This window comes from Pseudomonas sp. Pc102, from assembly GCF_018408275.1.
Classification (GTDB): domain Bacteria; phylum Pseudomonadota; class Gammaproteobacteria; order Pseudomonadales; family Pseudomonadaceae; genus Metapseudomonas; species Metapseudomonas tohonis.
Window position 1 is genome coordinate 3,373,205 of sequence record NZ_AP021905.1, and the last position, 25,724, is coordinate 3,398,928.

Consider the following 25,724-nt stretch of genomic DNA (forward strand, 5'->3'; position numbering starts at 1 on the left):
ACCGCTGGTGGATGAAAAAAGCGTCATCCACCCTACGCAAGGCGTAGCTCCGTGCGGCTGCTCAGCATGGGTTTCGCTGCGCTCTACCCATCCTACGGGTGTGCGAGGCCCCGGGACCCGGGCAAGCGCGGAGGCCTGCGCGGCGTAGGGTGGACCACGCTTTACCGGTCCACCAAGCGAAGTAATGCCGGGCACCGCTGGTGGATGAAAAAACCGTCATTCACCCTACGCAAAGGCCAGCTCTACCCATCCTTTCAACGGGACCAGGCTGGGCATCGAAAAGCCCGCGCATCGCTGGATGCGCGGGCTTTTCATTGGGCGGAAGAATTCAGCCCCTGCGGCGCAGCAGGGCGTCGAGGCTGAGGCGGCCGGCGCCGTTGAGGAGCAGGGGGAGGGCGGCGACCAGGTAGATCAGCGGCAGCTTGTAGTTGCCGAAGCCCTTGTCGCTGATGGAGTAGCCCAGGGCGAGTTCGGCGAGGCTCGACCAGTGCGCCGGCCAGTGCACGGCGGCGATGGCGACGACGGTGATGATCATCAGCACGAATGCGGCGAAGCGGGTGCCGAGGCCGAGCATCAGGAGCAGCGGGGCGATCAGTTCGGCCCACATGGAGAGCTGCCAGTTGAGCCCTGCAGGGAGCAGGTCGAAGGGGAACGGGAAGGCGGCGTTGATCGGCTCGAACCAGTTGTCGCCGTTCCATTTCTCCAGGCCCGATTCGAAGAATTCCCAGGCCAGGAACAGGCGCAGGGGGATGTCCGCGCCCCAGTCGCCCAGTCGGGCGAGGCGGTTGCAGGCCTGTTTCAAGGGGGTGGGTGCCAGTGACGTCATGGGGAGTGCCTCGGATCGGGGCGCTGGACGGGGTGCCCGCGCGGTGAGGCCATGCTCGCCGCCGGTCTTGTCCCGCGTGTGTCCGCCCGGCGGCGCTGTGTATCCCGGTGTATCCGTGGCTCAGCCTGTTACATCCAGCTCCAGTTGCGCGCAGAGGCCGCCGCCTTCGCGGTTGCACAGGGTGAGACGGGCGCCCAGGGCCTGGCTCAGCTGCTGGGCGATGGCCAGGCCCAGGCCGGTGCCGCCGGTGTCGCGGTTGCGCGAGCCCTCCACGCGGTAGAAGGGCTTGAAGACCTGTTCCAGCTCCGCCTCGTCGATCCCCGGGCCTTCGTCCAGCACCTGCAGGCGCACGCGGCCGGGTCCATCCTCCAGCACCCGCAACTCGGCATTGCCACCGAACTTGAGGGCGTTGTCGATGAGGTTGCTCAGCACCCGTCGCAGCGCGTGCGGCCGCGTCTCCAGCAGCGCACCGGTGCGGCCTTCGAGGCTCACCGCCTGGCCGCTGTCCTGGTAGTCGAGCACCAGGCTGTCGAGGAAGGCGTCCAGCGCCACGCGGCAGACGGCTTCGCGGCCGCCGTCCAGGCTGCGCGCGTAGGCGACGCCCTCGCGCACCAGGTGCTGCATTTCGTCGAGGTCGCTCCACAGGCGTTCGATTTCGGGGGTGCTGTCCATCTGCTCCACCCGCAGCTTCATGCGGGTGATCGGCGTCTGCAGGTCGTGGGAGATCGACGCCAGCAGCTGCATGCGCTCCTTGAGGTAGGCGGCGATGCGGCCCTGCAGGGCGTTGAAGGCGCGGGCGGCATGAGCGACCTCGCGCGGGCCGGTCTCGGCCAGCGGCGTGGCGGGCGTGTCTGGGTCGAGCTGGTCGACGGCGCTGGCCAGGCGGGTGAGGGGGCGGATGGCCATGCGCACGGCGAGCCAGGTGCACAGCAGCAGCACCGCCAGTTGCAGGCTGAGCATCAACGGCAGCCAGCCGGCCATGGGAATGGGCGCGGGAGTCACGTCCAGCGTCAACGGGTGGCCGTCGCGCAGTCGCATGTGCACCTGGAAGTGCGGCGCGGGCCCTTCGAGGGTGGCGAAGCTCAGGGCGTAGTCCTTGCCCAGGGCGCGCTCGATGGAGGTGGCGGCCATGGGCGCCGCGCTCATGTCCATGGGCGTGCCCGGCAGGCCCGGGTCCAGGCGGTAGCGGTAGTTCGGCCGCTCCAGCAGCGGCAGCCAGGCCGCGCGCTCCTGGGCGGGGAGGCGGTCGATCAGGGCGACGACGGTGCTCACGTCCATTTCCAGGTTGTTGAGCATCATGCTGCGGCCGGTCTGGTAGCGCTCGTAGAACTGCGAGCTGAAGGACATGCCGTAGGCGAGCACCAGGCCACTGAGGAAGATCAGCATCAGCCGCGCGGCCAGCGTCCGTGGCCAGTGGAGGAGGGTGCTCACGACAGGGGCTCGATCAGTTGCACGGGCAGGGAGAAGACGTAGCCCTCGCTGCGCACGGTCTTGATGCAGGCCGGCTCGCGGGCGTCGTCCAGCAGGCGTTGGCGCAGGCGGCTGACCAGCAGGTCGATGGACCGGTCGAACACGTCGGCCTCGCGGCCCTGGGTCAGGTTCAGCAATTGCTCGCGGCTGAGCACGCGCTGCGGGTGGTCGAGGAAGACCCGCAGCAGGCGGTACTCGGCGCCGCTCAGGGCGACCATGGTGCCTTCGGCGTCGAGCAGGTGGCGTGCACTGGTGTCCAGGCGCCACTGGCCGAAGCCGATCAGGCGGCTGCTTTCGCTGATCTGCAGGTTCGGCGGCAGCATGCGGGTGCGGCGCAGCACAGAGTTGATCCGGGCCAGCAGCTCGCGGGCGGAGAAGGGCTTGGTCAGGTAGTCGTCGGCGCCCATCTCCAGGCCGACGATGCGGTCGGTCTCCTCGCTGCGGGCGGTGAGCATCAGCACCGGGGTGGACCTGTGCCTGCCCACGCGCAGCTCGCGGCAGAGCTTCAGGCCGTCTTCGCCGGGCATCATGATGTCGAGCACGATCAGGTCGACCGTGTTGCCGTCGAGAAAGCCGCGCATCTGCCGGCCATCGGCCGCCAGGCTCACGCGCAGGCCGTTCTTCTTCAGGTAGTTGCCGACCAGCTCGCGGATTTCCCGGTCGTCGTCGACGATCAGGATGTGGTCGATGTGGTCCATGGAGCGTTCCTCGGAGGGTGTCGGCGCTAGTGTATCGACGTCGCGCCCGCTTGCCCGCTGCCCTTTGTATTGCAGTGTATACAGGGCGCGTTTGTTACCTGGCGCGGCAAATCGGCGGCGCTTCCGACACAGTGGCGATACCCCCTGGCCTTGCAATGGAGGCCCGGCAACCCGGCCGGCTTCCATCACCAGGAGATCGACATGAAATCACTCGCCCGTACCGCCGCCTTCGCCCTGTCGCTGGTCCTGCCGCTGCTGGGCTCCGGCCTGCAGGCGGCGCAGACCCTGCCCGTCGAGCAGTACCACTACGGCATGCAGCTGGATGTGCAGAAGGTCCTGGCGCTGCACGAGGCGCCGAACGTGCTCTGCCAGGTCGTCGAAGCCCGCATGGACTACCTGGATTCCCAGGGCCGCGAACACCGTCTCGCCTACCTGAAGCACGCCACGGCCTGCCAGGACAGCAACTGAGCCGTTGCCCCCGAAATCGCCTGCGCCGAGGTGCCCATGCTGCTCATCGCCTTCATCGGCGGGGTGCTGACCCTGTTCAGCCCCTGCATTCTTCCCGTGCTGCCGCTGCTGTTGTCGCGCTCCGGCAGTTCGACCAGTTCGACGCTGCTGACCCTGCTCGGCCTCGCCTCGGGCTTCGCCGCGCTGGCGAGCCTGGCGGCCGTTTCCGCCGACTGGGCCATCGAGGCCAGCACCTGGGGGCGCTGGGTCGCCCTGGCGGTGCTGGGCTCATCGGCGCTTGCGTTGCTTTCCAGCCGTGTCGCCAACTGGCTTTCCCGGCCCTGGCTGTGGCTGGCCGAGCGCCTGCACGGCCAGGCACGACGGCTGCCGTCGGCACTTGCGGCCTGGCTGCTGGGCTGTGCCACGGGCCTGCTGTGGGCGCCCTGCGCGGGGCCGATCCTCGGGCTGATCCTCTCCGGGGCGATGCTCGATGGCCCCAATGCCTCCACCAGCCTGCTGCTGTTCAGCTTCGGCCTGGGCAGCGCGACCGCTCTGGCGGTGGCGATCTTCCTCGGGCGCGGCGTGCTGCAGCGCCTGCGGCCGTCATTGCGGCTGGTCGGCTGGCTGCGCCGCGGCACGGGCGTGGTGGCGCTGCTGGCGGTGGTCGGCATCGCCAGCGGTCTCGGCCCGCGACTGGCCGGCGCCGGCTCATCGGCCCTGGCTTCGGGTCTCGAAGCTCGGGTGCTCGATGATCTGCCGGAGCTGCTGGAGCATCTGGTCGGCGATGCCCGCGCGGATGGGCGGCTGCCCGACCTGGGCCCCGCACCGTCGCTGGGGGGCGCCAGCCAGTGGCTTAACAGCCCGTCGCTGGACATGCAGGCGCTGCGCGGCAGGGTGGTGCTGGTGGATTTCTGGACCTACGACTGCATCAATTGCCGCAACAGCCTGCCCCATGTGAACGAGTGGGCACGCCGCTATGCCGACCAGGGGCTGGTGGTGATCGGGGTGCACACGCCGGAATACCCCTTCGAGCGGGTCGAGGCGAATGTACGCCAGGCCATCACGCGCCTGGGCATCCGGCACCCCGTGGCCACCGACAACCAGTACCGGGTGTGGCGCGCGTTCGACAACCAGTACTGGCCGGCGCACTACTTCATCGATGCCAGGGGGCGCATCCGCCACATGCATGCGGGGGAGGGGCGTTATGCGGAGCAGGAGGCGGTGATCCAGGCGCTGTTGAAGGAGCGGGATGAAGCGGCGCAACGCTGACAGGAGGGCTGACGGAAAAAAGGGAGGCACCGGGCCTCCCTTTTGCACCTGCTGCCGGCGGGCCTCAACCGGGCGGGTTCCTGCGGTACTCGGTGGTGGTGATGCCGGCGTAGCCCCAGTTATCGGTGTCGACTTCCTCGATGACGATATGGGTGAGGTGCGGGTCCTTGCCCAGGACCCGTTGCAGGGTGTCGGTGATCTCGGCGATGACCTGGGCCTTCTGTTCGCGGGTGACGCCGTCGCGGGTGATGCGGACGTTGACGAATGGCATCTGGAGTTCCTCTGGAGGGGGCGGATGGCGCCGAGGCACGTGGCGTTCGGCGGGGGTGAGGGAACTGTATTTGTTCCGTTTCGCTGGATAAATGTAGGATCGGAAACTTCAGTTGATACCCGGTGTAATCAATCGTGAAGCGTCATTTCGAAGACATCCAGCTGGGCAGCATCGAGCTGTTCTGCCTTGCCGCGGAAGAAGGCAGTTTCACGGCGGCCGCGCTGGTGGCCGGGGTCACGCCGGCGGCGGTCAGCCGCTCCATTTCACGCCTGGAGGAGCGCCTGGGCACGCGGTTGTTCCAGCGCACGACGCGCAGCATCCGCCTTACGGAAAACGGGCGTGGCTACTTCGAGCAATGCCGCCAGGCGCTGACCCAGCTGATCGAGGCCGAGCGCGACATGATGGGCCGCCAGCAGGAGCCGACGGGCCAGCTGCGCATCAGCATTCCCACCACCTACGGTCACCACCGCATCCTCCCGGTGCTGGCGCGCTTTCGCGAGCGCTGCCCGGGGGTGAAGCTCGACATCCACCTGAGCAACCGCAACATCGACTTCGTCGGCGAGGGCTACGACCTGGCGATCCGCGTGCGCGCGTTGCCCGATTCGACGCTGATCGCCCGGCACCTGGAAGACGCCGCCCTGGTGGTGGTGGCCAGCCCGGACTACCTGGCCAGGGTTCCGGCGCCGCAATCCCTGGAGGAGCTGGCCGAGCACGACTGCATCCAGTTCGAGCTGCCCAGCAACGGCCGACGCATCCCCTGGCTATTCAACGAACGGGGCCAGGAGCGGGAGCTGCTGCTGACTGGCAACTACTGCTGCTCGGACGATGTGCTCGGCGGCGTGACCCTGGCCAAACACGGCGCGGGGCTGTTCCAGACCTACCGCTTCATCGTCGAGCGGGAGCTGGCGGAGGGGACGCTGGTGGAGGTGCTGCCGGCGTTCGGCGGGCGTTCGCGGCCTTTCACCCTGCTGTATCCGCAGGGCCGGCACATGCCCTTGCGCCTGCGCGCCTTCATCGAGTTCCTGATGGCGTGCAAGCGCGAGTGGAAGGTCTGAAACCGGGCCCTTGAACAGTGCCCGGATCGGTCCTTTCTAGGCAGCCCGCTCCTTGCCGGCGCGGATATCGAAGGCGCCGCCGGTGAAGGTGCCCTCGGTGGTGACCTTGCCCTTGCCGGGCAACAGCGGGAACACCAGTTCGGCGAAGCGGTAGGCCTCTTCCAGGTGCGGGTAGCCGGAGAGCACGAAGCTCTCGATGCCCAGGTCGGCGTATTCCTGCAGCCGCGCGGCGACGGTCTGCGGGTCCCCCACCAGGGCGGTGCCCGCGCCGCCACGTACCAGGCCCACGCCGGCCCAGAGGTTGGGCGCCACTTCCAGACGGTCACGCCGCCCCTGGTGCAGGGCGGCCATGCGCCGCTGGCCTTCGGAATCCATGCGCGCGTAGTTGGCCTGGGCGGCGGCGATGGTGGCGTCGTCCAGGTGGCTGATCAGTTCGTCGGCGGCGGCCCAGGCCGCCTCGTTGGTCTCCCGCACGATCACGTGCAGGCGCACGCCGAAGCGCACCGTGCGCCCGTGTTCCGCCGCGCGGGCCCGTACGTCGGCGATCTTCTCGGCCACCGCCGCCGGAGGCTCGCCCCAGCTCAGGTAGGCGTCCACATGCTTGGCGGCGAGCTCGTGGGCCGCCGGTGAAGAGCCGCCGAAGTAGAGCGGCGGGTAGGGCTTCTGCAGTGGCGGGAAGAAGTTCTGTGCGCCCTGGACCTTGTGGTGGTCGCCGTCGAAGTCGACGGTCTCGCCCTGCAGCAGGCGGCGCCAGATGGTGAGGAATTCGTCCGAGGCGGCGTAGCGCGCGTCATGGTCGAGGAACACGCCATCGGCGGCGAGCTCCGTGGCGTCGCCGCCCGGCACCACGTTGAGCAGCAGGCGCCCGCCGCTGGCCTCGTCGAGGCTCGCGGCCTGGCGGGCCGTGGCGGTGGGGTTGCCGAGGGTGGTGCGCAGGGCCACCAGCAGCTTGATGCGCTGGGTGACCGGCACCAGGCTGGCAGCGGTCACCCAGGGGTCGAGGCAACTGGCGCCGGTGGGAATCAGCACGCCGTCGTAGCCGAGCTGGTCCGCCGCCACGGCGATCTGCCGCATGTAGGCGTTGGTGGCCGGGCGACCACTCTCGGAACGGCCAAGGAAGCGGGTATCGCCGGAAGTCGGCAGGAACCAGAAAACGTCGAAGCTCATGGATCAATCCTCGTTGCAGGCCAGCGTCCCGCAGAGGGCAGGGCGCATCGATGGTGTGCAACGCAGGGCAGGAAGGCGCTTGCTCGGGCAAGTCTCTGTAGCGGGCTGGGCCCGGTGGATCGGCATATATCCTAAAAGCTCAAGATGATCTCCGATAAATAATTTCGGGGAATAAGTATGTGCCAAAACACGCGGCGACCGGGGTGGGCCGATGGGCGGGAGGCGGCAGGCCCGCGCTGGGCGGTGCGGGCTACCAGGGCAGGGCAGTGCGACTCTACGGGTGCGTTGGAGGGATGCGAGGACGGCCTTGCGACATTGCCTCGCGTGCGGGGCTCACTGCGGATTCATGCAGTTGATCACGCTGGCGTTGGTGATGATGTCCTTGCCGTCCGTGTAGAGCGTGATGCTGCAGAAGTAGTCGAGCACGGTGCGGTTTTCGTAGTAGCCGGTCTCGCGGTACACCGGCTCGCTGCCGACCTGCGCCACGCCGGCGACGCCACCGCCGCCGACGCCCACCCAGGTTTCCTTCTGGCCGACATATTCCTTGCCGGTGCTGACGAATACCTGCTCCGGCGTCACGTGGGTCTGTACGCGGTTCCAGGCATAGAAACCACCGCTGCCGTACGAGGACGGCCCCATGCCCTGGTCGGGCTGGCCGAACAGCTCGAAGGCCTTGCTGGCCGGTTGGCCGATGAGCTTCTGCGCGGCCGCGCGGACGCCGTTGTCATCGGTATGGGTCGGCGTGTGGACTGCGCATGCACCAACGGACAGAGCCGCTAGAGCGATGAGGGCGAGCCTTAGTGAGGACACGGTTTCACTCCTTGTGATGGCAAGAATCCTTCAACGGGCCTGGACTCTATTACCCGCGCCGACCGCGGTCGATTAGGGCGAGTGTGCTAGTGGCGAACGGCTGCGCCTCTGGGGTGATTGGGCGTGAGCCCGCCGATGCCGCGTCCAGGTGTCGGGAAGCGCTTAATCTCGGGGCAATGGCGCACAGGTTGTTCGGCAATCCCGCGTTATGGCTTAAAGTCGCCGGTCGCCGAAAGAACCGTCATGGCCTAGCCATGAAGGGCTTTCATCCTCTAAGAACGAATGGGGTGAAGATGAACAGGCCTTTCATTTCCCTGTGCCCTGAAATTACCCGGGCAGACGCGCTGAAGCTGATGGATTGGTTGGAGGATGAGCGCGTCACCAGCTACCTCAGCGATTCGCGGGACGTCTCCCGTTCCATTGAGCAGGCCATGGAGCGGACCCAGATGCCGATCCTGACCCATCTGTTCAACGGCGACGGGCGATTCTTCATGGCCTATGACCGGCAGGACACCCCGGTGGGCTTCGTCCGTCTCATAAAGAGCGGGTCGTGTTGCGAGATCGTCCTGGCGATCGGGGACAGCGGCAAATGGGGCCGGAACCTGGGCGCCCGCACCATCCGCGAGGGCATGAAGCTGGCCTTCCTCGACATGCGTGCCAAGAAGCTCATCGCCAAGATCCACCCGGACAACACCCGTTCGCTGAAAGCCTTTCTGCGCAGCGGCTTTCAGCGCGAGAGCGAAACACCGACATTGCATTCGTTTTCCATGACGGCGGGGCGCTATCTCCAGCTCCTGCGCGAAGGTGCCGTGAGCGACGCCACCGGTATCTGCATCACCGAGATCGACAAGGCCCGGCTCGAAAGCCTGCTCGTGCTCGAGGAAGGCCCGGCCGTCGTCGAGCTCGAACACGAACTGGAGCGAGCCATGGTCGTCCAGCCGCAACGGGTGGCGCGCAATGTCGTGACGATGAACTCCAGGGCATTGCTGCAACTGGACGACGAGGAGATCGAAGTGGCCCTGGTCTATCCCGAGGACGCGAACAGCCGCGCCGGGAAGCATTCGGTGTGTTCCGACATCGGCGCCGCCATCCTGGGTTATCAGGAGGGGGACGCCATCGACTGGCGGATCGCCGATCGGACGCGAAGGATCGAGATCAGGAAAGTGCTGTACCAGCCGGAAGCAGCGGGCGACTTCCATCTCTAGCGTCGTCGGGCTGACGTGAAGATCCCCTGGGACGGGGCGAGGCGGGCGTGCATCGGCCAGGCTCGCCCGACCCATCCTGTTATGCGTTTTGGTTCGCCTGAGAGACGTTTTGATTTCTTCAAAAAGGCGGATGGCCTTGCAAGACTGGCCATCTCGCCTACTCGCAAGGAACGCCCTCATGCCGTCTCGCCAGCTCAAGCTCGGTGCGTTCATGCGACCCGTGAGTATCCACACGGGGGCCTGGCGTTATCCGGGTGCCTTTCGTGATGCCAATTTCAATTTCCAGCACCTCAAGCGTTTTGCCCAGACCCTGGAGCGGGGGCGTTTCGATGCGTTCTTCATGGCGGACCACCTCGCCTTGTTGAACATGCCGCTGGAGGCGCTGAAGCGAAGCCACACCGCTACCTCGTTCGAGCCGTTCACCCTGCTTTCGGCACTCAGCCAGGCCACCGAGCACATTGGCCTGGTGGCCACGGCATCCACCAGTTTCGAGGAGCCTTTTCATGTAGCCCGCCGCTTTGCCTCGCTGGATCACCTGAAGCAATGGCCGCGCCGGGTGGAACATCGTCACCACGTCCAACCCGGAGGCCGCGCTGAATTTCGGCCTGGAGGAGCATATCGAGCACGACCGTCGCTACCAGCGTGCGCGGGAGTTCCATGACGTGGTCACCGGCCTGTGGGACAGCTGGGCCGACGATGCGTTTATCCGCGATGCCGACAGCGGCGAGTACTTTGACCCGGATCGCCTGCATCGCCTGGACCACAAGGGCGAGTTCTTCAGCGTGCGCGGTCCCCTGCATATCGCCCGTCCCCCCAGGGGTGGCCGGTGATCGTGCAGGCCGGAGCCTCGGAGGCGGGGCGCCAGCTGGCTACGGCGATAAAGCTCAATTTGGCATTAGGATATAAAAATATATTATTTATTGTTATAAGCGGGCGCCGCCTATCGTGCCTTTCATCCTCCGTGACGACAGCCGATCCGAGCCGTGCATGAACAGTCTTTCTGACAAGGATTCAGCTGTACTGACGCTCCCCGAAGGGGAAAGTCAGCCGCTGTCGATTCGCGCCAAGGCACTGGTGTTCAACGACCCCCGTTCGCGCGAACTGCTCGGGTATCTGGATCGCCTCGCACCCAGCGAAGTGCCGGTGCTGATCAATGGCGAAACCGGTACCGGCAAGGAGCTGGTCGCCCGCTACCTGCATCGCCACAGTGGTCGTACCGGTCGCTTCGTGGCGGTGAACTGTGGTGCGATCAATGAAAGTCTCGCCGAGAGCGAATTGTTCGGACACGAGGCCGGTGCGTTCTCCGGTGCCACTGGCCGGCGTATCGGCTGGTTCGAGGAGGCCGACGGCGGCACCCTGTTTCTCGATGAGATCGGTGACCTGCCGATGCCGCTGCAGGTGAAACTGCTCCGCGCGTTGCAGGAGCAGGAAATCGTGCGCGTGGGCTCACGTAAACCGATCAAAGTGGATATCCGCCTGCTGACCGCGACCAACGTCGACCTCGAGCAAGCGGTGGAGGCGGGCAATTTTCGTCTGGATCTGTTCTACCGAGTCAACGTCGCCCAGGTCAGCGTGCTGCCCTTGCGCAATCGTCCGCTGGACATCCTGCCGCTGGCCGAACACTTCCGCGATCGCTACTGCCAGCGCCTGAAGATCGCCCCGCCGATGTTTTCCGAAGCAGCGGTCAATGCACTGCTCGACTATGCCTGGCCGGGCAATATCCGCGAGCTCGAAAACGTCGTGCACCTGGCACTGCTGGTGGCCACTGGCAAGGTCATCCGCCCGGACGACTTGAAGTTCGCGGGTGGAGGACTGGCAGCCAGCCGTAACGTGGCGGGTGCCGGCAGCGCCGTGCCGCGTCTGCCGCAGGAGGTGATTCGCGAACAGTTCCAGCGCCTGTTCGAAGTGCCCGGCGAGACGCTATTCAAGGACCTGGAAGAACTGCTGGTACGTGAAGCCTATGCCTTTTGCAGCTACAACCAGGTACGCAGCGCGGCGTTGCTCGGAATCACCCGCAACGCCATGCGGACGCTGCTGTCCAACCACGGGCTGCTCAAGGCGCTAGAGCCGAAGGCCAAGGTGCGGTAAACGCGATCTGCTGGCGAGCCCTCCGCCAGGCAGAGGGCTCGGCGAGAGTCGCCTTTCAGGCTCCGCCCAATTGCCTGGATCGCTCCGTTCCCCGCACCCTCGGTAACAACTCCGCCCCCAGGTGTATTGCCTCTTCCAGGTGAGGAAACCCGGAAAGGGTGAAACTGCTCACTCCCAGCTGCCGATACTCTTCCAGTCGTTCAGCCACTTCCTCGTAGCTGCCCACCAAGGCCGTACCTGCCCCCCCACGAACCAAGCCGACCCCGGCCCAAAGGTTTGGCGAGACTTCCAGCTCCCGGGCCCCTGGCTGTCGCCCGCGGTGCAGCTCGTTCTGTCGTGACTGGCCCACCGACTGGTAGGAATCCAGCTGCTGCTGGGCACGCTCGATGGCGTCCTTGGGAATCTCTTTGACCAGCCGTTCAACCTGCGTCCAGGCCTGTTCGGCACTGGGCGCGGCGAACACGTGCAAGCGCAAGCCGAAGCGCATGCTGCGACCGGCCGCCGATGCCAGCGCGCGCATGGTCTCGACGCGCCCGGCGATCATCGCCGGCGGCTCGCCCCACATCAGGTACACATGCGCCTGAGTGGCAGCCACCTGCTGTGCTGCCGCCGAGGCACCGCCGAAGTACAGGTGCGGCAACGGGCTGCCCGGCGCCTCCTGCAATCCGGCACCGGTGTGGTAATGCCGCCCCTGGTAATGCTGGCCCTCACCGGCCCAGAGCGCCTGGAACAGCTGCAGGAACTCTTCGGTGCGCGCGTAGCGCTCATCGTGTTCGAGAAAGTCGCCCAGCGAGCGCTGTTCGAAGCGGCTGGACCCCGTGACCACATGCAACGCCAGTCGGTTGCCGCAGATGCGCTGCAAGGTCGCGGCCTTGTGAAGGGTGTAGGCGGGTAGCTCTACACCCGGGCGCAGGGTGATCAGGAATTTCAGGCGCTGCACTTCCTGAGCCAGTACGGTGGTGATCAGCCAGGGGTCTTCGAAGCCGGCCGCGGTGGGCACCATGATCGCGTCGAAGCCACTGCGTTCGGCAGCCCGCACGACCTGGCGCAGATAGCCCAGTGTCGGCGCCCGCTCACCCTTGGGGAACAGCCCCGATTTGGGAAGACCACTGCTGGTGAGGTGACGACCATCGCCGTTGGTGGGCAGGAACCAGTTCAGTTCCAGGGGTCGCTCGTCATTGCCCATGGCTGTGCTTCTCCGTGGTCACGCCGCGTGCGCGCAGGCGCGGCAGCAATTCTTCTCCGACACGGAGGATCTCCTGCACGGCCGGCGCCCCTTGCAGGATCACGTGGTCGATACCCAAGTCCTGCAACGCCACCAGGCGACTGGTCACCTGGTCGAGGCTGCCCACCAGAAACACCGGCAGCAGGGCGGAAGGACGCCACAGATTGGGGTAGATCTCGAAGCGTCGAACCGTTGCCGTGGCGAGCTGGACCACCGAGCTGTCGGCAAAGCCACTGGGTGGCGCGACAAAGTGGCGGTGTTCGCTCAGCCAGGTGTCGGCTGCGGCCCAGGCCTGGGTCTCGTCGTCCGCCATGATCAGGCCCAAGGTGGTAGCGAAGCCCAATCGCCGTTGATGGCGATCGGCAGCCTCGTGCAGGCGCCCGATGGTAGCGGCCAGGCGTTGCGGTGCCTGGGCATCGAGCAGGCAGGTATCGGCATGGGCGGCGATCAGCTCGGTGCTCTGGGATTCGTCCAACAGCAGCGGCACTGTCTGGCGGCTGTGGCAGTCGGCATACCCGGCATTTTCCAGATGGAAGTACTGGCCGAAGAAGTCCAGCGATCCGTTGGCCGGACCGAGTAGATGCCCAAGGATATTCAGGTATTCACCAATCCGCTCGCTGCGCTGGTCGCGGTTGAGCAGGTCACCGAAGGTGCGACGCACGCTGCTGTGCTCGCTATCTGGCAAATGCAGGTGCAGGCGGTTGTGACTGATCGACTGCAAGCTCTGCGCAGCGGCTGCCAGTGCGGCGGGCAGCATGACATCGCTTGGGAAACTGGTGGTCAGGCGCAGGTCGCGCGTGTGGGCACAGAGCGCCGCCGCCACGGTAAAACTCTCCGGCAGGCCCGCTCCGCTAGGGATGAACAGGCCATCGAGGCCGGCATATTCCGCTGCCTGAGCCACCTGCACCCAGTCGGCGAAATCCGTTGCTCCGCTCGCCAAGGGGCCGGTGGCAGGGGATAGGCGCCAACTGATGGAGAGGCTCATGGCTCGGAGGGACTCGTGGCGGGCGTGCCGCATCATCCCACCGCGACACCTGGCTGTGTAGTGCCAACGGGCGTATCAGCGCCACGCTGGCGCGGCTGCCAGCCGAGGGCCGGGGCGATCTCCCTGGCGATGGTTTCCAGGCGGCGGAGAATCTGTTCCTGCGTCGAGCTTTCCGATTGCACCAGGGGGATGAAGTAGTCGGCGTAGGGCAGCAGCGACGGATCGGAGCGCAGGCTGGCGATCACCTCGTCGGGATGGCCGTGGTGCACGTTGAGCAAGCGCAGGTGCTGCTCCAGGGTGGTGGCCTCGTCGATGATCCCTTCGCGGATCAGGCGCGGCACGTGCAGCTCGATGTCCGGCGCCAGCTCGGCCTGGGCGGTGGCGCGGTCCCTGGCGGGGAATACCGCGCGGACCACGCCGATGCGTGGCCTGGCATCGCTGTGGTTCCAGGCCGCGAGGTAGGCGTCGGCCAAAGGTTTCTGCACGGTCAGCGGGTCGTGGGTGGCGGTGCCCAGCAGCAGGCCATTGCCCTGCCGTGCAGCGTCCACCGCGCCCTCCGGCGTGCCATGGGAATGCCACAGGCGACGGTCCAGCTCCGCTGCCGGCGGTTGCAGGCTGGCGGCATTGGCCAGCGGGGCGCCGGACAGGGCCTGTCGCAGCCTGTTCAGGCCGTCCCGGAACAGCGCGTTGCGTTGCTCGGGGTCCTGGCCGAAGGCGTCGAACACCGCCAGGTTGGCGCCACCGCTGCCCAGGCCCAGTTGCACCCGGCCACCGCTGATTTCGTCCAGCACGGCGGCGTCTTCGACCAGGCGCAGGCTGTCTTCCAGGGGCAGCACGATGACCCCGGTGCCCAGTTCGATGCGCTGCGTGCGGGCCGCCACGGCAGCCAGCAGCACCAGGGGTGACGAGGCCTGGCCGAAACCGCCGCTCAGGTGGTGCTGGGCGATCCAGCCGCCGTCGAAGCCGAGTGCTTCGGCCACTTCGAACTGCTCGATGAGGTCGCGGTAGGTCTGCTTGGGGTCACGGCCAAAGGCGTGGGTGAGAAAGCCGAGTTTGAAGCGGCGTTGGCTCATGGAAGGTACTCCGGTATCGGTGACCGTTCGTGGTCCGGCCTAGGCGGTGGCGGTGGTGGGTTGGGGGGCGCTTGCGGTGCCATGTGGCTGCCAGCCCAATGCCGGCGCAATCTCGCTGGCAATGCGCTCGAGGTGGTGGATGGCTTCGTCCAGGCCGGTGGAGCTGGTCTGTACCTGCACCACCAGGTGATCGTCGGGCTGCAACCGGGCGCCCTGGGCCAGGCGGCGGACGATGCCCTCGCTGTCGCCGTAGAGCACGCCGAGGCGATTGAGTTCTTCGGCAAAGCTCAGGCCGTCATCGCCGGGATAGACGCCGATGCTGCGTTGGCGCTGGAGGTAGCGGCTGATGTCCTGGCGCAGGCTGGAGTCCGGATCACTGGCATCGACGCCGGGAAAGATCGCACGCACCAGGGCCACCCGCGGCCGCGTGCCATGGCCCAGTAGCCAGGCGTCGCGGTAGCGATGGATCAACTCGACACTGCCGGAGGAGGGCTGGTGCGGGTTGGGGGCGACGATCAGGCCGTTGCCGCGCTCGGCCACCTGTTCCACCCGCGAAGTGGCTTCCCAGAGCCGTGCGCCGAGGCCCGCTGCCGGTGGATTGAGCGCCTGCCCCTGGTCGTTGAGAACGGCGCCGGCCAGGTAGTTCTGCAACTGCTGCAGACGGTCGTCGTACAGTTCATGGCGCTCGCCGATGGGCTGGCCGAAGGCACTGAAGCTGTCCGGGTCGAACCCTGCCCCCAGCCCCAGTTGCAGGCGCCCATCGGCGAGCAGGTCCAGGGTGGCGGCATCCTCGGCCAGGCGCAGTGCCGGCTCATGGGGCAGCACCACGATGCCGGTGCCAAGCCTGATCCGCGATGTGCGTTGTGCGGCCGCTGCCAGCAGGGGCAGCGGTGAGGGCAGGCGGCCTGTTTCGCAGCCCAGGTGGTGCTGGGCCACCCAACCGCTGTCGAACCCCAGCGCCTCGGCGACGCGGAACAGCTCCAGGGCGTTCTGGTACACCTGGCGATCGTAGAGCGGGCTGTAGACCCGATTGAGAAAACCTAAGGAAAAACTGCGCCGGCTCATGGCTGCGTCCCCTTGCTGTCGCGGGTCAATTGAAGGGCCGTCAGTGCTTTCAGGCTGGCCGGTGTCGGCGCTTCGCCGGGCAGGCCATTGAATGGACTGATGGTGAGGAATCCCTTGGCCAGCCACACCGCTTCGTCCTCTTGCTGCCCGGGGCCGGCCGCCGGAACGGCGGCGAAACTGATGCCAGGCTTGCCAGCCTGGGCCTTGAACAGCGGTCCGAGGTCGTCGGTGTACGCCACCTGGAAGGGCACCTGGCTGCCGATGCGGGTAAGGCGAATGCCCTGGATCGCCCCGGTGGGCGGCAGGTTGACGTTCAGCCCCACCCCTTTGGGCAACAGCGCGCCATCGGGCTGCCGATGACGCTCCAGCGTGCTCACCAACCGCCCCACAATCGCCGCCACGCGGCCACTGTCGGCCTCTTTCAGGTCCGTGCTGACGGCAATGCTCGGCACGCCGCGCTGCAAGGCGGTGGCAGCGGCATTGAAGGTACCGGAGATGTTGTTCAGGGCGCCGAGGTTGTTGCCAGGGTTGGGCCCGACGATGACCAGGTCGGGACCCGGCAGCACCTTTTCCAGGCCCAGCAGCACGGCCATCACCGGCGTGCCGCTGATCTCGACGGTCACGTCCTGGCCGGCACAGGCCTGGCTCTCACAGCGGCCCTGTTCAGTGGTGGTCAGGTAGTAGCTGTCGGGGTAGGCCGGGTCCCTGTCCTGGCCGATCTTTACCTCGCGGCCATAGAAGAACGCACCGCCGCGGGCGCTCTGCTCACTGTAGGGCGCGGCAATCTTCACACGGTGCCCCTGGTCCTTGAGGGTCTGGTAGAGGGCGCGGATGTTCGGGTGGTCGTAGCCATCGTCATTGCTCAACAGGATGTCCAGGGCGCTGGCCGGGGCGGCGGCCAGGGCGAGCGACAACGACACCCAGGTCCAGGGCTTCATGCGCTGACCCCCTGCGTACTCAGCCGGTTGACCGGTCGTTTCAGGCCCAGGTGCTCACGCAACGTGCGGCCCTGGTACTCGGTGCGGAACAGGCCACGGCGCTGCAGCTCGGGAATCACCTGCTCGACGAAGACTTCCAGCCCCGTGGGGAACACCGGGAAAAATACGTTGAAGCCATCGCAGGCGCGGGCCTGGAGCCAGCGCTCGAAGATGTCGGCGATGTCGCTGGCGGTGCCGATGGCAGGATTGCCGCCGGCCAGGCGCAGGTAGAGCTGGCGGATGCTCAGATTCTCGCGGCGGGCGAGGGCGATCACCTGGTCGCGACGGCTACCGCGCTGGCCCACCGGGGTGTCCGGCAGCGGGCCGTCGATGTCGTGGTCCGACAGGTCGATCTCGTCCCCCAGGGTGTCGGCCAGCAGACGCAGGCCCACCACCGGGTCGATCAGCGCCTGCAGCTCGTCGAACTGTGCCTGCGCCTCCTCGCGGGTGTTGCCCACGAACGGGGTGATGCCCGGGAGGATCTTGATCTCATCCGGACCACGGCCGAAGGTGGCCGCCAGTTCCTTGATTTCGCGGTAGAAGGCCTGCCCGGCCTCGATGTCATGCGGGGCGACGAAAATCGCCTCCGCCACCCGCGCTGCCAGGGCCCTTCCGGCAGCCGAAGCACCGGCCTGGACCAGTACCGGGTGCCCCTGCGGCGGGCGGGCCACGTTCAACGGCCCGCGCACGGAGAAGTGCGCGCCCTTGTGGTTCAGCACGTGCAGCTTGGCCGGGTCGAAATACAGGCCGCTGTCCTTGTCACGCACGAAGGCATCGTCGTCCCAGCTGTCCCACAGACCCTTGACCACGTCGTGGAACTCTTCCGCACGCTGGTAGCGGTCGGCGTGGTCCACATGGCTTTCGCGACCGAAGTTCCAGGCTTCGTCGGATACCACCGAGGTCACCAGATTCCACGCGGCCCGGCCCTTGGATATGTGGTCCAGCGAGGCGAACTTGCGGGCGATGTGGTACGGCTCGTTGTAGGTGGTGGTGGCGGTGGCGATCAGGCCGATGCGCTCGGTGACTGCCGCCAGTGCCGAGAGCAGGGTCAGTGGCTCGAAGTGTTCCGCACGGGCGGTACGGCTCAGGGCGTCGAGATGATGCCCCCAGAGCGCCACCACATCGGCGATGAACAGGGCATCGAACCTGCCCCGTTCGGCCAGTTGGGCGATGCGCTTGAAGTGCTCGAAATCCTGGCTGGCATCGGCCTGGGCCAGGGGGTGGCGCCAGGCAGCCACGTGGTGGCCGCTGTTGGCGAGAAAGACGTTCAGGTGCAGCTGGTCGGTGCGTGGTAGCCGTGCGTTCGGGTCGCTCATCGGACTGTCCCCTCAGTAGCTGTACGAAGCGCGCACGCCGACGCTGCGCGGGTCGCCGGCCTGGGCCACGCTGGTGCCCGGCAGGAAGAAGTTGCGGGTCACGTCGTACTCTTCGTCCAGCAGGTTGCGCGCCCACACTCCGGCGCTCCATTTGCCGTTGCGCGGCGACAGGGTGACGCTGGCGTTGACCAGCCAGTAGGGGTCGACGGTGTAGTCCTTGCCGAGAAGGATTTCCTGCTTGTATTCGTCGCGGTAGCTGTAGTTGGTTTCCGCGCGGATCTCGAACTGGTCCACCGGCCAGGTGTAGGCGAACGAGCCGCCGTAGCTGAGTTTGGGGAAGCTCAGCGCTTCACCCTTGTAGTTGGTGTAGCGTTCACCGCCGGCGGCGAGGGTGGCGGCGCCGTTCACGGCATTGAAGTCGTCGGTGTATTTGCCTTCCTTGTAGCCCAGGTATTGCTGGACTTCGAAGCCTTGCAGCGGATGCCACAGCAGCTCCAGTTCGCCACCGGTGATGCGTGAACGCGGTGCGTTGACGAAGGCGCCCACCAGCGAGTTGCTCTGCTGGCTGTAGCTCAGGCCCAGCACCTGCTGGTCGTGGTAGCCGTAGTAGAACAGCGCACCGTTCAGACGCAGCCGGTCGGTGATATCGCTCTTGAAGCCCACCTCGAAGGCGTTGACCGACTCCGGATCGAACGGTGCGATCGCCAGTTGGTTGCCGCTGTTGTGTGCGGTGTAGCCGCCGGACTTGTAGCCACGGCTGTAGCTCGCATAGAGCAGGTGGCTGGGGGTGAGCTGGTACTCCAGGCCGACCTTGCCCGAGGTGCCGGTGTTGGAGAACGAGGTGTGGTCCGGGAAGGCGGTGGTGCCGGGGAACAGGGTGCCGTTGAGGAAGCCCGAGTAGTAGTCCTCCAGGTCGCGTTTCTCATGCTCCTGGCGCAGGCCGATGATGCCCTTGAGCTGATCGGTGAAGGCGTAGTCGACCTGGCCGAACAGGCCCTGGGTCTGCACTTTCTGCACGTAGCTCGTCAGGGTTGAAAAGCCCAGGCGGTCGGTGAAGTCGGAGTTGAATTTTTCGTTCAGGCGGTCCTGGGAAAGGAACACCCCGGTCACCCAGTTCAACTGCTGCTTGCCATCCGAACCCAGGCGCAGTTCCTGGGTGACGCTGTTGACGCGGTCATCGAAGTACTCGTCCGAGTCGGCATTGACCGTGGCATCCCAGTCCCCCAGCTCACGGCGGCGCAGTTCGTTGTAGCCGGTGACGCTGGTCAGCAGCAGGCCGCCGACGTGCCAGTTGGCGGTCAGGCTGATGTTGTCGTTGGTGTTGTCGACATGGGGCTTGCTGCCACCGGAAATATCGGCCGCTTCGGCGAATTCCGGGCGCAGGCTCCAGCCGGTGTGATGGGTGTTGCGGTCGCGAATGGTGCCGGTCCTGGCCGAGGTGTAGTCCTGGAACAGGTACAGGCCACGGCTCTCGGACTTGTCGTAGGCGTGCTGCAGGCTCAGGCGGAAGTCCAGGTCGTCGGTGGCATCCCAGGCCAGTTGGCCGCGCACCGCGAGTTTGTCGCGATCGCCCAGCGACTCGCCGGTATCGCGGTTGGTCTGCCAGGCCCCGCCCTGGTCGGTGATGAACGACAAGCGCCCGCGCAAGGTGTCGGTCAGCGGCCCGGAGACATAGCCCTCGGTGGTCCAGGCATCGTAGGAGCCGTAGTCGGCGGTGATGCCGGCCTCGAACGAGCGGGTCGGGCGGCGGGTGATGAAGTTCACCGTACCGCCGGTGGTGTTGCGCCCGTACAGGGTGCCCTGGGGGCCGCGCAGGACCTCCACGCGGTCGATGTCGAAGAGTACGCCCTGGGTCTGGACCGGCAGGGAGAAGGCCACGTCATCGACGTTCACGCCGACGCTGGAGGAGTTGTTCGAGGTGTAGTCGATGAAACCGATGCCACGCAGGCGGAACTGCGGCTGGCCGCTGCCGAAGGCCGGCTCCACTTCGAGGCTGGGGGTGACGCGCTGCAGGTCATTGACCGTGGAGACGCCTTTTTCCTTGAGGCTGTCGCCCTCGATCACCGAGATGGCGGCACCGATATCCTGCACCGCCTCCTGGCGACGCTGGGCGGTGACCACCACCTTGGGCAGGGCGGTGCCGTCGGCCTGGACCTGGGTTTCTTCGCTGTTGCTGCCTGCTGTGGGCTCGGCCGCCTGTACCGGCGTTGCGAGCAACCCCGCGCTGGCCAGCACGATGGCCAATGCCAACGGGCTGAGCGGGGTAGGTTGGGTGTTGGATGACATGAATGGCTCCTGTGGGTGAACTGTGTCGTCAGCTCCCCGGCGCGTCCTCGTGTGGCGTAGCTGGGTTCTGAGGCTGCTTCAGCAAGGGCTGTGCCACTCATCCAACTCTTTGTTTTAAAAGGATATTTAGTGATCACTGGGTGTTGGCTGCTGATTTTCGTACAGCGTGCCGGACAGAGTGCTGGGAAGCGCGCAGGGCCGCCGCTCCCTGCAAGCGCCCAACTCGGCTAGGTCTCGTGCAGCGTGGCGCTGCCGTTTTCCAGGGTGAAGCGCTTGAGCGTGCTGAGGCGGGCATTCGGGTCGGCACGGTCGGAGATGGCCTGCATGCGCACCCGCAACTCCCCTGGTTGCAGGTGCAGGGACAGGTAGCCGCGCGAGCGGCTGTCGTAGAAGCGGATCGGCGGGTTGTCCGGCAATACGGCTTGTACGGCCTGGTAACTGGGCCCGTTGGAGGTGATGGAGGTGCCGACGAACTCGGCGGCCACCAGGGGCGAATCGGGGTTTTCCGGCTCCAGGTGCAGATGGTTGGCCCAGAACGAGTGGTAGTCGCCGCTGAGAATCACCGGGTTGGCAGCACGGCTCTCATGCAGGGTTTTCAGCAGGCGCGAACGGCCTGCCTGAAAGCCATCCCAGTTGTCGGTCCAGTAGCGATCCTCGGCATGGCCGGGCCCGGGAATGCGCAACGGCGCCACCAGCAGGTCCTGGGCCAGCAGGTTCCAGCGGGCCGTGCTCTGGCGCAGTTGCCGGTCCAGCCACTGTTCCTGTTGAAAACCCAGCAAGGTGCGCTGCGGGTCGGCCAGGTCCGGGCAGTTGGCCTTTGCCAGGTGCCCCTTGCCGTAGTCGGGGGCGGCGTAGCAAGGCTGCCGGGAGCGGTATTGACGACCATCCAGCAGCGGCAGACTGGCCAGGTCGCCGTAGCGGAACTGGCGATAGATTTGCGGCAGCCCATTGGTTCCGATGGGTAGGCGGCGCACCGGGAGGTTTTCCAGAAACGCCTGGTAGGCGGCCGCGCGCCGGCGGTGGAAGGCGGCGGGGTCGACACCGGGCAGCTTGGATGTCGCGCCGGAGTAGTCGTCCTGCACCTCATGGTCATCCCAGGTCGCCAGGCAGGGCGCAGCGGCATGCAGCGCCTGCAGGTCGGTGTCGCTGTGGTGCAGGGCATAACGGTAGCGATAGCCGGCCAGGTCCGTGGCCTCCGGCGCGCCGTAGGGGCGCACCAGGTCCGGTGTGCCGGCAGGCAGGCTGTACTCGTAGATGTAATCGCCGAGAAACAGCGTCAGGTCCGGTCGCTCCTCGGCCATGTGCCGGTAGGCGCTGAAATAGCCACGCTCCCAGTGCGCGCATGAGGCCACGGCCAGGTGCAGGCTCTTGGGGGCGGTACCGGGGGCGGGCAGGGTCAACCCCCGTCCCGTCTGGCTGATTTCGCCCAGGCCGATGAAGCGGTACCAGTATTCACTCCCGGGTTGCAGCCCGTGCAGTTCCACATGCACGGCATGCCCACGCAGGCGCAGGGCCGTGGTCTGGCCCCGTTGCACCACGCGACGGAAGGCCTGGTCCGTGGCCACTTCCCAACTCAGGGGGATGCGTTCGGGCAGGCTCAGCTCGTTGCCGGGGTAGAAGGGCAGTCGGGCCAGGCGTGTCCAGATCACGAAGCCGTCGGGTGCCGGGTCGCCGCTGGCGACGCCGAGAGTGAAGGGGGTGTCGAGCCCTGCCAGGGCGCGACCGTGGCGCAGCAGCCAGGGTGCGGCCGCCACACCGGCCAACAGGCGCAAGGCCTGGCGGCGGCCAATGGAAGAGGCATTCATCGCGGATATCCATTGAGCGCCGCAGCCAGGGCGGCTGCGGCGAGGTGGGGTCAGAAGAACCGGTAGGTCGCTTCCAGGCCGATGGTGCGCGGGTCGCCCGAGGTGGCGATCTGTGCGTTGGAGAGGAACGAGCCCTTGTACAGGTCGTATTTGCGGTCGAACAGGTTATGGGCGTACAGCGCCACTTCCCAGTTCTCCCCCAGGGGCGCGGCGGCCAGGCGGGCATTGGCCAGCCAGTAGTGGTTGGTGCTGCGCAGCGGGTCGCTGTTGACCAGGGTGTCGTGGTAGGCGTAGTCGAAGTTCGCCGTCCACAACAAGGGCCCGATGGGCCGGCTGTAGCGCAAGGCGCCGCCGTAGCTGGTCTCGGGGAAGTTGGTCAGCTTGTCGCCGGAGAAGTCGTTGTACACCGGGAAGGCATAGCCATTGGCGACGGTGGCGGCCGCGTCCAGTCCCTCGTAGTCCTTGTAGCGGCCTTCCTTGTAGCCGGCGTACTGGCTGATGGTCAGTCCGGACAGCGGTTGCCATTGCAGTTCGAGCTCGGCCCCCCAGATTTCCGAGCGGGGAATGTTCACCAGCTTGCCGACGTTGCCCACGGCCTGGCTGATCCACATCTGCGACTGGTACTGCTGGTCGCGGTAGTCGTAGTAGAACACCGCGCCATTGAGACGCAGGGCCTGGGTCAGGTCGCTCTTGAAGCCGATCTCGTAGGCCAGCAGTTTTTCCGGCTTGAACGGTTCGATCAGGCTGGCGGCCTGCAGCGCGTTGGTGTTGTAGGTGGTGAAACCACCGGACTTCACGCCGCGGCTGATGCTGGCGTAGATCAGGTGCCCGGCTGCAGGGCGCCATTCAAGGGCAAGCCTGGCCGAGGTTTCGTTGGTGTTCAGCTGTTCATCCAGGGGTGAAGTCCGGGCATTCAGGTAGCCCGTGACATAGTCGTTGAGGCTGCGCTCCTCATGCTCCTGACGCAGGCCGAACACCAGGGTCCAGTCATCGGCCAGGGCATAGCGGCCCTGGCCGAACAGGCTGTAGGTCTCGGCCTTCTGGTTGTATTCGGTGAGGTAGATATTGCCCAGGCCCCGGTACTCGGTGAAGTCGGAGTAGAACTGCTCATCGAGCTTTTCCCTGGCGTAGTAGCCCCCCACCACCCAATCGAGCGGGCCGTCGCCTTCGGAGGCCAGCCGCAGTTCCTGGGAGAACACCTTGATATCGGTATCGAAGAACTCGTCGGACTGGGCAATTCTCGAACCGTCCCAGTCGATGTATTCCTGGCGGCGCAGCTGGTTGTAGGCGCTGATGCTGGTCAGGGTCAGGTGCTCGTCGAGGCTGTATTCGGCCGTCAGCGACAGGCCCTGGTTGGTGTTGTCACGTCCCGGCTTGTCGCCTGCCTTCAGCCCGGTGGCCTGAGCGAAGGCCGGCTTCAGGCCCCAGCCGGTAAGGTCATGGCGGCTGTCCGGTGGAATGGTTGCGTAACTGGTCTGGCCGGCGATGTTGCGCGGCACCAGGCCCTGGTACAGGCGCGCGCCTCGGCTGTCGGACTGGTCGCGACCATGGTGGGCGGACAGGCTCAGGCGCAGGGCATCGTTGGCGTCCCATTGCAGTTGCCCACGGAAGGCCTGTATGTCCTGATCGCCGAGCTTCTGCCCGGTGTCGCGGTTCTTCTGCCAGGCGCCGCCGTCCTTGCCGGCGAAGGACAAGCGTCCTCGCAGGTCATCGGTCAACGGCCCGGAGACGAAGCCTTCCAGGGTCTTGTAGTCGTTGGAGCCATAGCCGGCCTTGATCTCGGCTTCCGGCTCGGCCGTCGGTTTCCGGGTGATGAAGTTCACTGCACCGCCCGTGCTGTTGCGTCCGTACAGGGTGCCCTGGGGGCCACGCAGTACTTCCACCCGCTCCAGGTCGAAGAGCAGGCCCTGGGTCTGCACCGGGAAGGGGTAGGCCACCTCGTCCACATACACGCCGACGGTGGAGGAGTTGTTGGTGGCGTAGTCACGCAGCCCGACGCCGCGAATGCGGAACTGGGTCTGGTCGCTGCCGTAGACCGGGTCGATCTCCAGGTTGGGCGTGGTGTATTGCAGCTGCTTGATGTTGTCGATGCCGCGTTCTTCCAGGTCCTTGCCGCTCAGCGGGGTAAGCGCCACGGCGACGTCCTGCGCCTGTTCCTTGCGCTTCTGTGCGGTCACCGTGAGTTTGGGCAGGGTGGTTTCTTCGCTGCTGTCCTGTGCCAGTGCGTCGGGCGCCTGCAGCGACAGGAGCACGGCACCGGTCAGGGCCAGCAGGCGGCTGCCGGCGGGATGAACAGTCGCTGGGATGGGGTGTGGAGGCATTGCAGATTCCTTGTGTTGGCGTCGTGCATCGCGGGGCTGGCCGCGTGCTTTGTCATAGGGGAGTCCGCTCTTTGAAGAGTCCGGTGCGAGGCCCTGGAGCACGGGGTGTGCCAGAACGGCGGAATCGGCCGGAGGCCCTTGGTGTGCAACAGGTTTTCCCTGGTATGACAGAGATGTTGCGCTGGGATGACTGTGCCTGTTTTCCATCAGGGCGATGGCAGGGTGCTGGCTTAGCAGCAGGTTCGCGGGGGTGCTTGGCGTGGTCCTGCCCGATGCTCACGCTGGCCTCGGCGCTTGGCATGCATCTGGCTTTGCGCAAGGCTCCGTTCGCCTACCCTTGGAGTGCCCTGCATGTATCGTCCCGGTCCCCGCAACCTGATCACTGACATCCCCGGCCTCACGGTGGGCCACCATACGGACGAGCGTGTGCGCAGTGGTGTGACGGTGTTGCGCCCCGACGGCGCCTGGCGCGCCGGAGTGGATGTCAGGGGCGGTGGTCCCGGTGGACGTGAAATTGCAGCGTTGGAGCCGGAAAACATGATCGGCGAGTTGCATGCCCTGGTGCTGAGCGGCGGCTCGGTGTTCGGCCTGGCCACCGCTGATGGCGTAGCGGCGGCGCTATCCCGGCAAAACGTCGGCGTGCGCGTGCAACCCTGGACACCGGCGATTCCGGTGGTACCTGCTGCGGTGTTGCACGACCTGGCCAATCATGGTGACAAGGACTGGGGGTTGCAGCCGCCTTACAGGCAATGGGGCATCGAGGCGTTGGCGGCTGCCAGCGAGGACTTCGAACTGGGCGCGGTGGGGGCAGGGCGGGGCGCTCTGGCGGGGACTCGGCCGGGCGGGCTGGGCTCGGCTTCACTGGATCTCGGCAACGGCCTGGTGGTGGGCGCGCTGGTAGCCGTCAACCCGGTGGGCAGTGTGTACATGGACGACGGCAAGACCTTTTGGGCGTGGCCATGGGAAATCGACCATGAGTTCGGTGGCCAGCGCCCGTCTCCGGAAGTGACTCACCATGACCCGATCCCCGACCTCTCACGCCTGGAAACCCTGGGGCGCCTGCAAGCTGGAGCCAACACCACCCTGGCAGTAGTCGCCTGCAATGCCGCACTCAGCACCGCTGAATGCAAACGCCTGGCGATCATGGCCCAGGACGGTATCGCCCGTGCCATCCGCCCGGCGCATCTGCCGTTCGACGGCGACACCGTGTTCGCCCTGGCCAGCGGTGAGCGGCCACTGGAGGATGGGGCCAGGCGGCCGGTGACGCTGTCACTGCTGGGGGCGGCGGCGGCGGATTGCCTGGCGCGAGCGATTGCCCGGGGCGTACATATCGCCGGCAAGCACTGAGCCATGCAATGGCCTTGC

21 protein-coding genes and 1 pseudogene are annotated in these 25,724 nt (G+C 66.4%); 7 read left to right on the forward strand and 15 right to left on the reverse strand.

The genetic code is table 11. The features are described 5' to 3' along the window. Positions 1–328: 328 nt before the first annotated feature. The 3 genes from PHLH3_RS15525 to PHLH3_RS15535 form a co-directional block, all read right to left on the reverse strand. Entirely contained in the window at positions 329–826 is a 498-nt protein-coding gene (locus PHLH3_RS15525) for a DoxX family protein (RefSeq protein ID WP_213624725.1), read from the reverse strand. Between the two features lie 120 nt (positions 827–946). Further along, positions 947–2,212 (reverse strand): HAMP domain-containing sensor histidine kinase, encoded by a 1,266-nt coding sequence (locus PHLH3_RS15530; RefSeq protein WP_213630580.1) that lies wholly within the window; start codon positions 2,210–2,212, stop codon positions 947–949. A gap of 41 nt (positions 2,213–2,253) precedes the next feature. Then, positions 2,254–2,994: a response regulator gene (locus PHLH3_RS15535; protein ID WP_213624727.1), complete on the reverse strand. Its 741-nt coding sequence runs from the start codon at positions 2,992–2,994 to the stop codon at positions 2,254–2,256. A 201-nt stretch (positions 2,995–3,195) separates the two neighbouring features. Between PHLH3_RS15535 and PHLH3_RS15540 the strand changes: the two genes are divergently transcribed. Beyond that, a complete protein-coding gene (locus PHLH3_RS15540) occupies positions 3,196–3,462 on the forward strand; it encodes a DUF2790 domain-containing protein (RefSeq protein WP_213624729.1) in 267 nt (88 codons plus the stop codon). Positions 3,463–3,498: 36 nt separating this feature from the next. Then, positions 3,499–4,710: a cytochrome c biogenesis protein CcdA gene (locus tag PHLH3_RS15545; protein ID WP_213624731.1), complete on the forward strand. Its 1,212-nt coding sequence runs from the start codon at positions 3,499–3,501 to the stop codon at positions 4,708–4,710. 64 nt (positions 4,711–4,774) lie between these two features. Here PHLH3_RS15545 and PHLH3_RS15550 read toward each other — a convergent pair whose 3' ends face one another. Next, entirely contained in the window at positions 4,775–4,981 is a 207-nt protein-coding gene (locus PHLH3_RS15550; protein WP_173180224.1) for a 4-oxalocrotonate tautomerase family protein, read from the reverse strand. Positions 4,982–5,115: 134 nt separating this feature from the next. Between PHLH3_RS15550 and PHLH3_RS15555 the strand changes: the two genes are divergently transcribed. After that, positions 5,116–6,036, forward strand: a complete 921-nt coding sequence (locus PHLH3_RS15555; RefSeq protein ID WP_213624733.1) for a LysR family transcriptional regulator — start codon at positions 5,116–5,118, stop codon at positions 6,034–6,036. 36 nt (positions 6,037–6,072) lie between these two features. Here PHLH3_RS15555 and ssuD read toward each other — a convergent pair whose 3' ends face one another. Beyond that, the gene (gene ssuD, locus PHLH3_RS15560; protein ID WP_213624735.1) at positions 6,073–7,203 is read right to left on the reverse strand and encodes an FMNH2-dependent alkanesulfonate monooxygenase; all 1,131 of its coding nucleotides are present in this window, start codon (positions 7,201–7,203) and stop codon (positions 6,073–6,075) included. 333 nt (positions 7,204–7,536) lie between these two features. After that, positions 7,537–8,013, reverse strand: coding sequence for a hypothetical protein (locus tag PHLH3_RS15565; protein ID WP_213624737.1), 477 nt, complete (start codon positions 8,011–8,013; stop codon positions 7,537–7,539). Between the two features lie 293 nt (positions 8,014–8,306). On the opposite strand from PHLH3_RS15565, the gene PHLH3_RS15570 reads away from it, so the two are divergent. The 3 genes and pseudogenes from PHLH3_RS15570 (at position 8,307) to PHLH3_RS15580 (ending at position 11,306) form a co-directional block, all read left to right on the forward strand. Further along, entirely contained in the window at positions 8,307–9,218 is a 912-nt protein-coding gene (locus PHLH3_RS15570; protein ID WP_244862886.1) for a bifunctional GNAT family N-acetyltransferase/nucleoside diphosphate kinase regulator, read from the forward strand. Between the two features lie 178 nt (positions 9,219–9,396). Then, positions 9,397–10,119 (forward strand): annotated as a pseudogene (locus PHLH3_RS15575) (NtaA/DmoA family FMN-dependent monooxygenase); the annotation flags it as partial. 86 nt (positions 10,120–10,205) lie between these two features. After that, positions 10,206–11,306: a sigma-54 dependent transcriptional regulator gene (locus PHLH3_RS15580; protein ID WP_213624741.1), complete on the forward strand. Its 1,101-nt coding sequence runs from the start codon at positions 10,206–10,208 to the stop codon at positions 11,304–11,306. A 55-nt stretch (positions 11,307–11,361) separates the two neighbouring features. On the opposite strand, the gene PHLH3_RS15585 is transcribed toward PHLH3_RS15580, so the two are convergent. The 9 genes from PHLH3_RS15585 to PHLH3_RS15625 form a co-directional block, all read right to left on the reverse strand. After that, positions 11,362–12,492 (reverse strand): LLM class flavin-dependent oxidoreductase, encoded by a 1,131-nt coding sequence (locus PHLH3_RS15585; RefSeq protein ID WP_213624743.1) that lies wholly within the window; start codon positions 12,490–12,492, stop codon positions 11,362–11,364. Further along, positions 12,482–13,516: an LLM class flavin-dependent oxidoreductase gene (locus PHLH3_RS15590; RefSeq protein WP_213624745.1), complete on the reverse strand. Its 1,035-nt coding sequence runs from the start codon at positions 13,514–13,516 to the stop codon at positions 12,482–12,484. Before PHLH3_RS15590 ends, PHLH3_RS15585 begins: the two co-directional genes overlap by 11 nt. A gap of 32 nt (positions 13,517–13,548) precedes the next feature. Next, entirely contained in the window at positions 13,549–14,589 is a 1,041-nt protein-coding gene (locus PHLH3_RS15595; RefSeq protein WP_213624747.1) for an LLM class flavin-dependent oxidoreductase, read from the reverse strand. A gap of 39 nt (positions 14,590–14,628) precedes the next feature. Beyond that, a complete protein-coding gene (locus PHLH3_RS15600; protein WP_213624749.1) occupies positions 14,629–15,654 on the reverse strand; it encodes an LLM class flavin-dependent oxidoreductase in 1,026 nt (341 codons plus the stop codon). Beyond that, positions 15,651–16,592, reverse strand: a complete 942-nt coding sequence (locus tag PHLH3_RS15605) for a 5'/3'-nucleotidase SurE (protein ID WP_213624751.1) — start codon at positions 16,590–16,592, stop codon at positions 15,651–15,653. The genes PHLH3_RS15600 and PHLH3_RS15605 overlap by 4 nt, the downstream gene beginning before the upstream one ends. Beyond that, entirely contained in the window at positions 16,589–17,947 is a 1,359-nt protein-coding gene (locus PHLH3_RS15610) for an LLM class flavin-dependent oxidoreductase (RefSeq protein WP_213624753.1), read from the reverse strand. Before PHLH3_RS15610 ends, PHLH3_RS15605 begins: the two co-directional genes overlap by 4 nt. Before the next feature lie 12 nt (positions 17,948–17,959). Then, positions 17,960–20,233, reverse strand: a complete 2,274-nt coding sequence (locus PHLH3_RS15615; RefSeq protein WP_213624755.1) for a TonB-dependent receptor — start codon at positions 20,231–20,233, stop codon at positions 17,960–17,962. Positions 20,234–20,460: 227 nt separating this feature from the next. Continuing rightward, positions 20,461–22,038 (reverse strand): alkaline phosphatase D family protein, encoded by a 1,578-nt coding sequence (locus PHLH3_RS15620; protein ID WP_213624757.1) that lies wholly within the window; start codon positions 22,036–22,038, stop codon positions 20,461–20,463. Between the two features lie 50 nt (positions 22,039–22,088). Continuing rightward, on the reverse strand, positions 22,089–24,359 hold the full coding sequence (locus PHLH3_RS15625; protein ID WP_213624759.1) for a TonB-dependent receptor: 2,271 nt from the start codon (positions 24,357–24,359) through the stop codon (positions 22,089–22,091). 351 nt (positions 24,360–24,710) lie between these two features. Between PHLH3_RS15625 and PHLH3_RS15630 the strand changes: the two genes are divergently transcribed. Beyond that, the gene (locus PHLH3_RS15630) at positions 24,711–25,706 is read left to right on the forward strand and encodes a P1 family peptidase (protein WP_213624761.1); all 996 of its coding nucleotides are present in this window, start codon (positions 24,711–24,713) and stop codon (positions 25,704–25,706) included. The last annotated feature ends 18 nt before the right edge of the window (positions 25,707–25,724 follow it).

What these genes read in the sequence shown, in the direction of transcription:
- PHLH3_RS15525 (WP_213624725.1), bottom strand. Translation starts at nt 826, where the DNA reads ATGACGTCACTGGCACCCACCCCCTTGAAACAGGCCTGCAACCGCCTC.
- PHLH3_RS15530 (WP_213630580.1), bottom strand. Translation starts at nt 2,212, where the DNA reads ATGCTGATCTTCCTCAGTGGCCTGGTGCTCGCCTACGGCATGTCCTTC.
- PHLH3_RS15535 (WP_213624727.1), bottom strand. Translation starts at nt 2,994, where the DNA reads ATGGACCACATCGACCACATCCTGATCGTCGACGACGACCGGGAAATC.
- PHLH3_RS15540 (WP_213624729.1), top strand. Translation starts at nt 3,196, where the DNA reads ATGAAATCACTCGCCCGTACCGCCGCCTTCGCCCTGTCGCTGGTCCTG.
- PHLH3_RS15545 (WP_213624731.1), top strand. Translation starts at nt 3,499, where the DNA reads ATGCTGCTCATCGCCTTCATCGGCGGGGTGCTGACCCTGTTCAGCCCC.
- PHLH3_RS15550 (WP_173180224.1), bottom strand. Translation starts at nt 4,981, where the DNA reads ATGCCATTCGTCAACGTCCGCATCACCCGCGACGGCGTCACCCGCGAA.
- ssuD (WP_213624735.1), bottom strand. Translation starts at nt 7,203, where the DNA reads ATGAGCTTCGACGTTTTCTGGTTCCTGCCGACTTCCGGCGATACCCGC.
- PHLH3_RS15570 (WP_244862886.1), top strand. Translation starts at nt 8,307, where the DNA reads ATGAACAGGCCTTTCATTTCCCTGTGCCCTGAAATTACCCGGGCAGAC.
- PHLH3_RS15580 (WP_213624741.1), top strand. Translation starts at nt 10,206, where the DNA reads ATGAACAGTCTTTCTGACAAGGATTCAGCTGTACTGACGCTCCCCGAA.
- PHLH3_RS15585 (WP_213624743.1), bottom strand. Translation starts at nt 12,492, where the DNA reads ATGGGCAATGACGAGCGACCCCTGGAACTGAACTGGTTCCTGCCCACC.
- PHLH3_RS15590 (WP_213624745.1), bottom strand. Translation starts at nt 13,516, where the DNA reads ATGAGCCTCTCCATCAGTTGGCGCCTATCCCCTGCCACCGGCCCCTTG.
- PHLH3_RS15595 (WP_213624747.1), bottom strand. Translation starts at nt 14,589, where the DNA reads ATGAGCCAACGCCGCTTCAAACTCGGCTTTCTCACCCACGCCTTTGGC.
- PHLH3_RS15600 (WP_213624749.1), bottom strand. Translation starts at nt 15,654, where the DNA reads ATGAGCCGGCGCAGTTTTTCCTTAGGTTTTCTCAATCGGGTCTACAGC.
- PHLH3_RS15605 (WP_213624751.1), bottom strand. Translation starts at nt 16,592, where the DNA reads ATGAAGCCCTGGACCTGGGTGTCGTTGTCGCTCGCCCTGGCCGCCGCC.
- PHLH3_RS15610 (WP_213624753.1), bottom strand. Translation starts at nt 17,947, where the DNA reads ATGAGCGACCCGAACGCACGGCTACCACGCACCGACCAGCTGCACCTG.
- PHLH3_RS15615 (WP_213624755.1), bottom strand. Translation starts at nt 20,233, where the DNA reads ATGTCATCCAACACCCAACCTACCCCGCTCAGCCCGTTGGCATTGGCC.
- PHLH3_RS15620 (WP_213624757.1), bottom strand. Translation starts at nt 22,038, where the DNA reads ATGAATGCCTCTTCCATTGGCCGCCGCCAGGCCTTGCGCCTGTTGGCC.
- PHLH3_RS15625 (WP_213624759.1), bottom strand. Translation starts at nt 24,359, where the DNA reads ATGCCTCCACACCCCATCCCAGCGACTGTTCATCCCGCCGGCAGCCGC.
- PHLH3_RS15630 (WP_213624761.1), top strand. Translation starts at nt 24,711, where the DNA reads ATGTATCGTCCCGGTCCCCGCAACCTGATCACTGACATCCCCGGCCTC.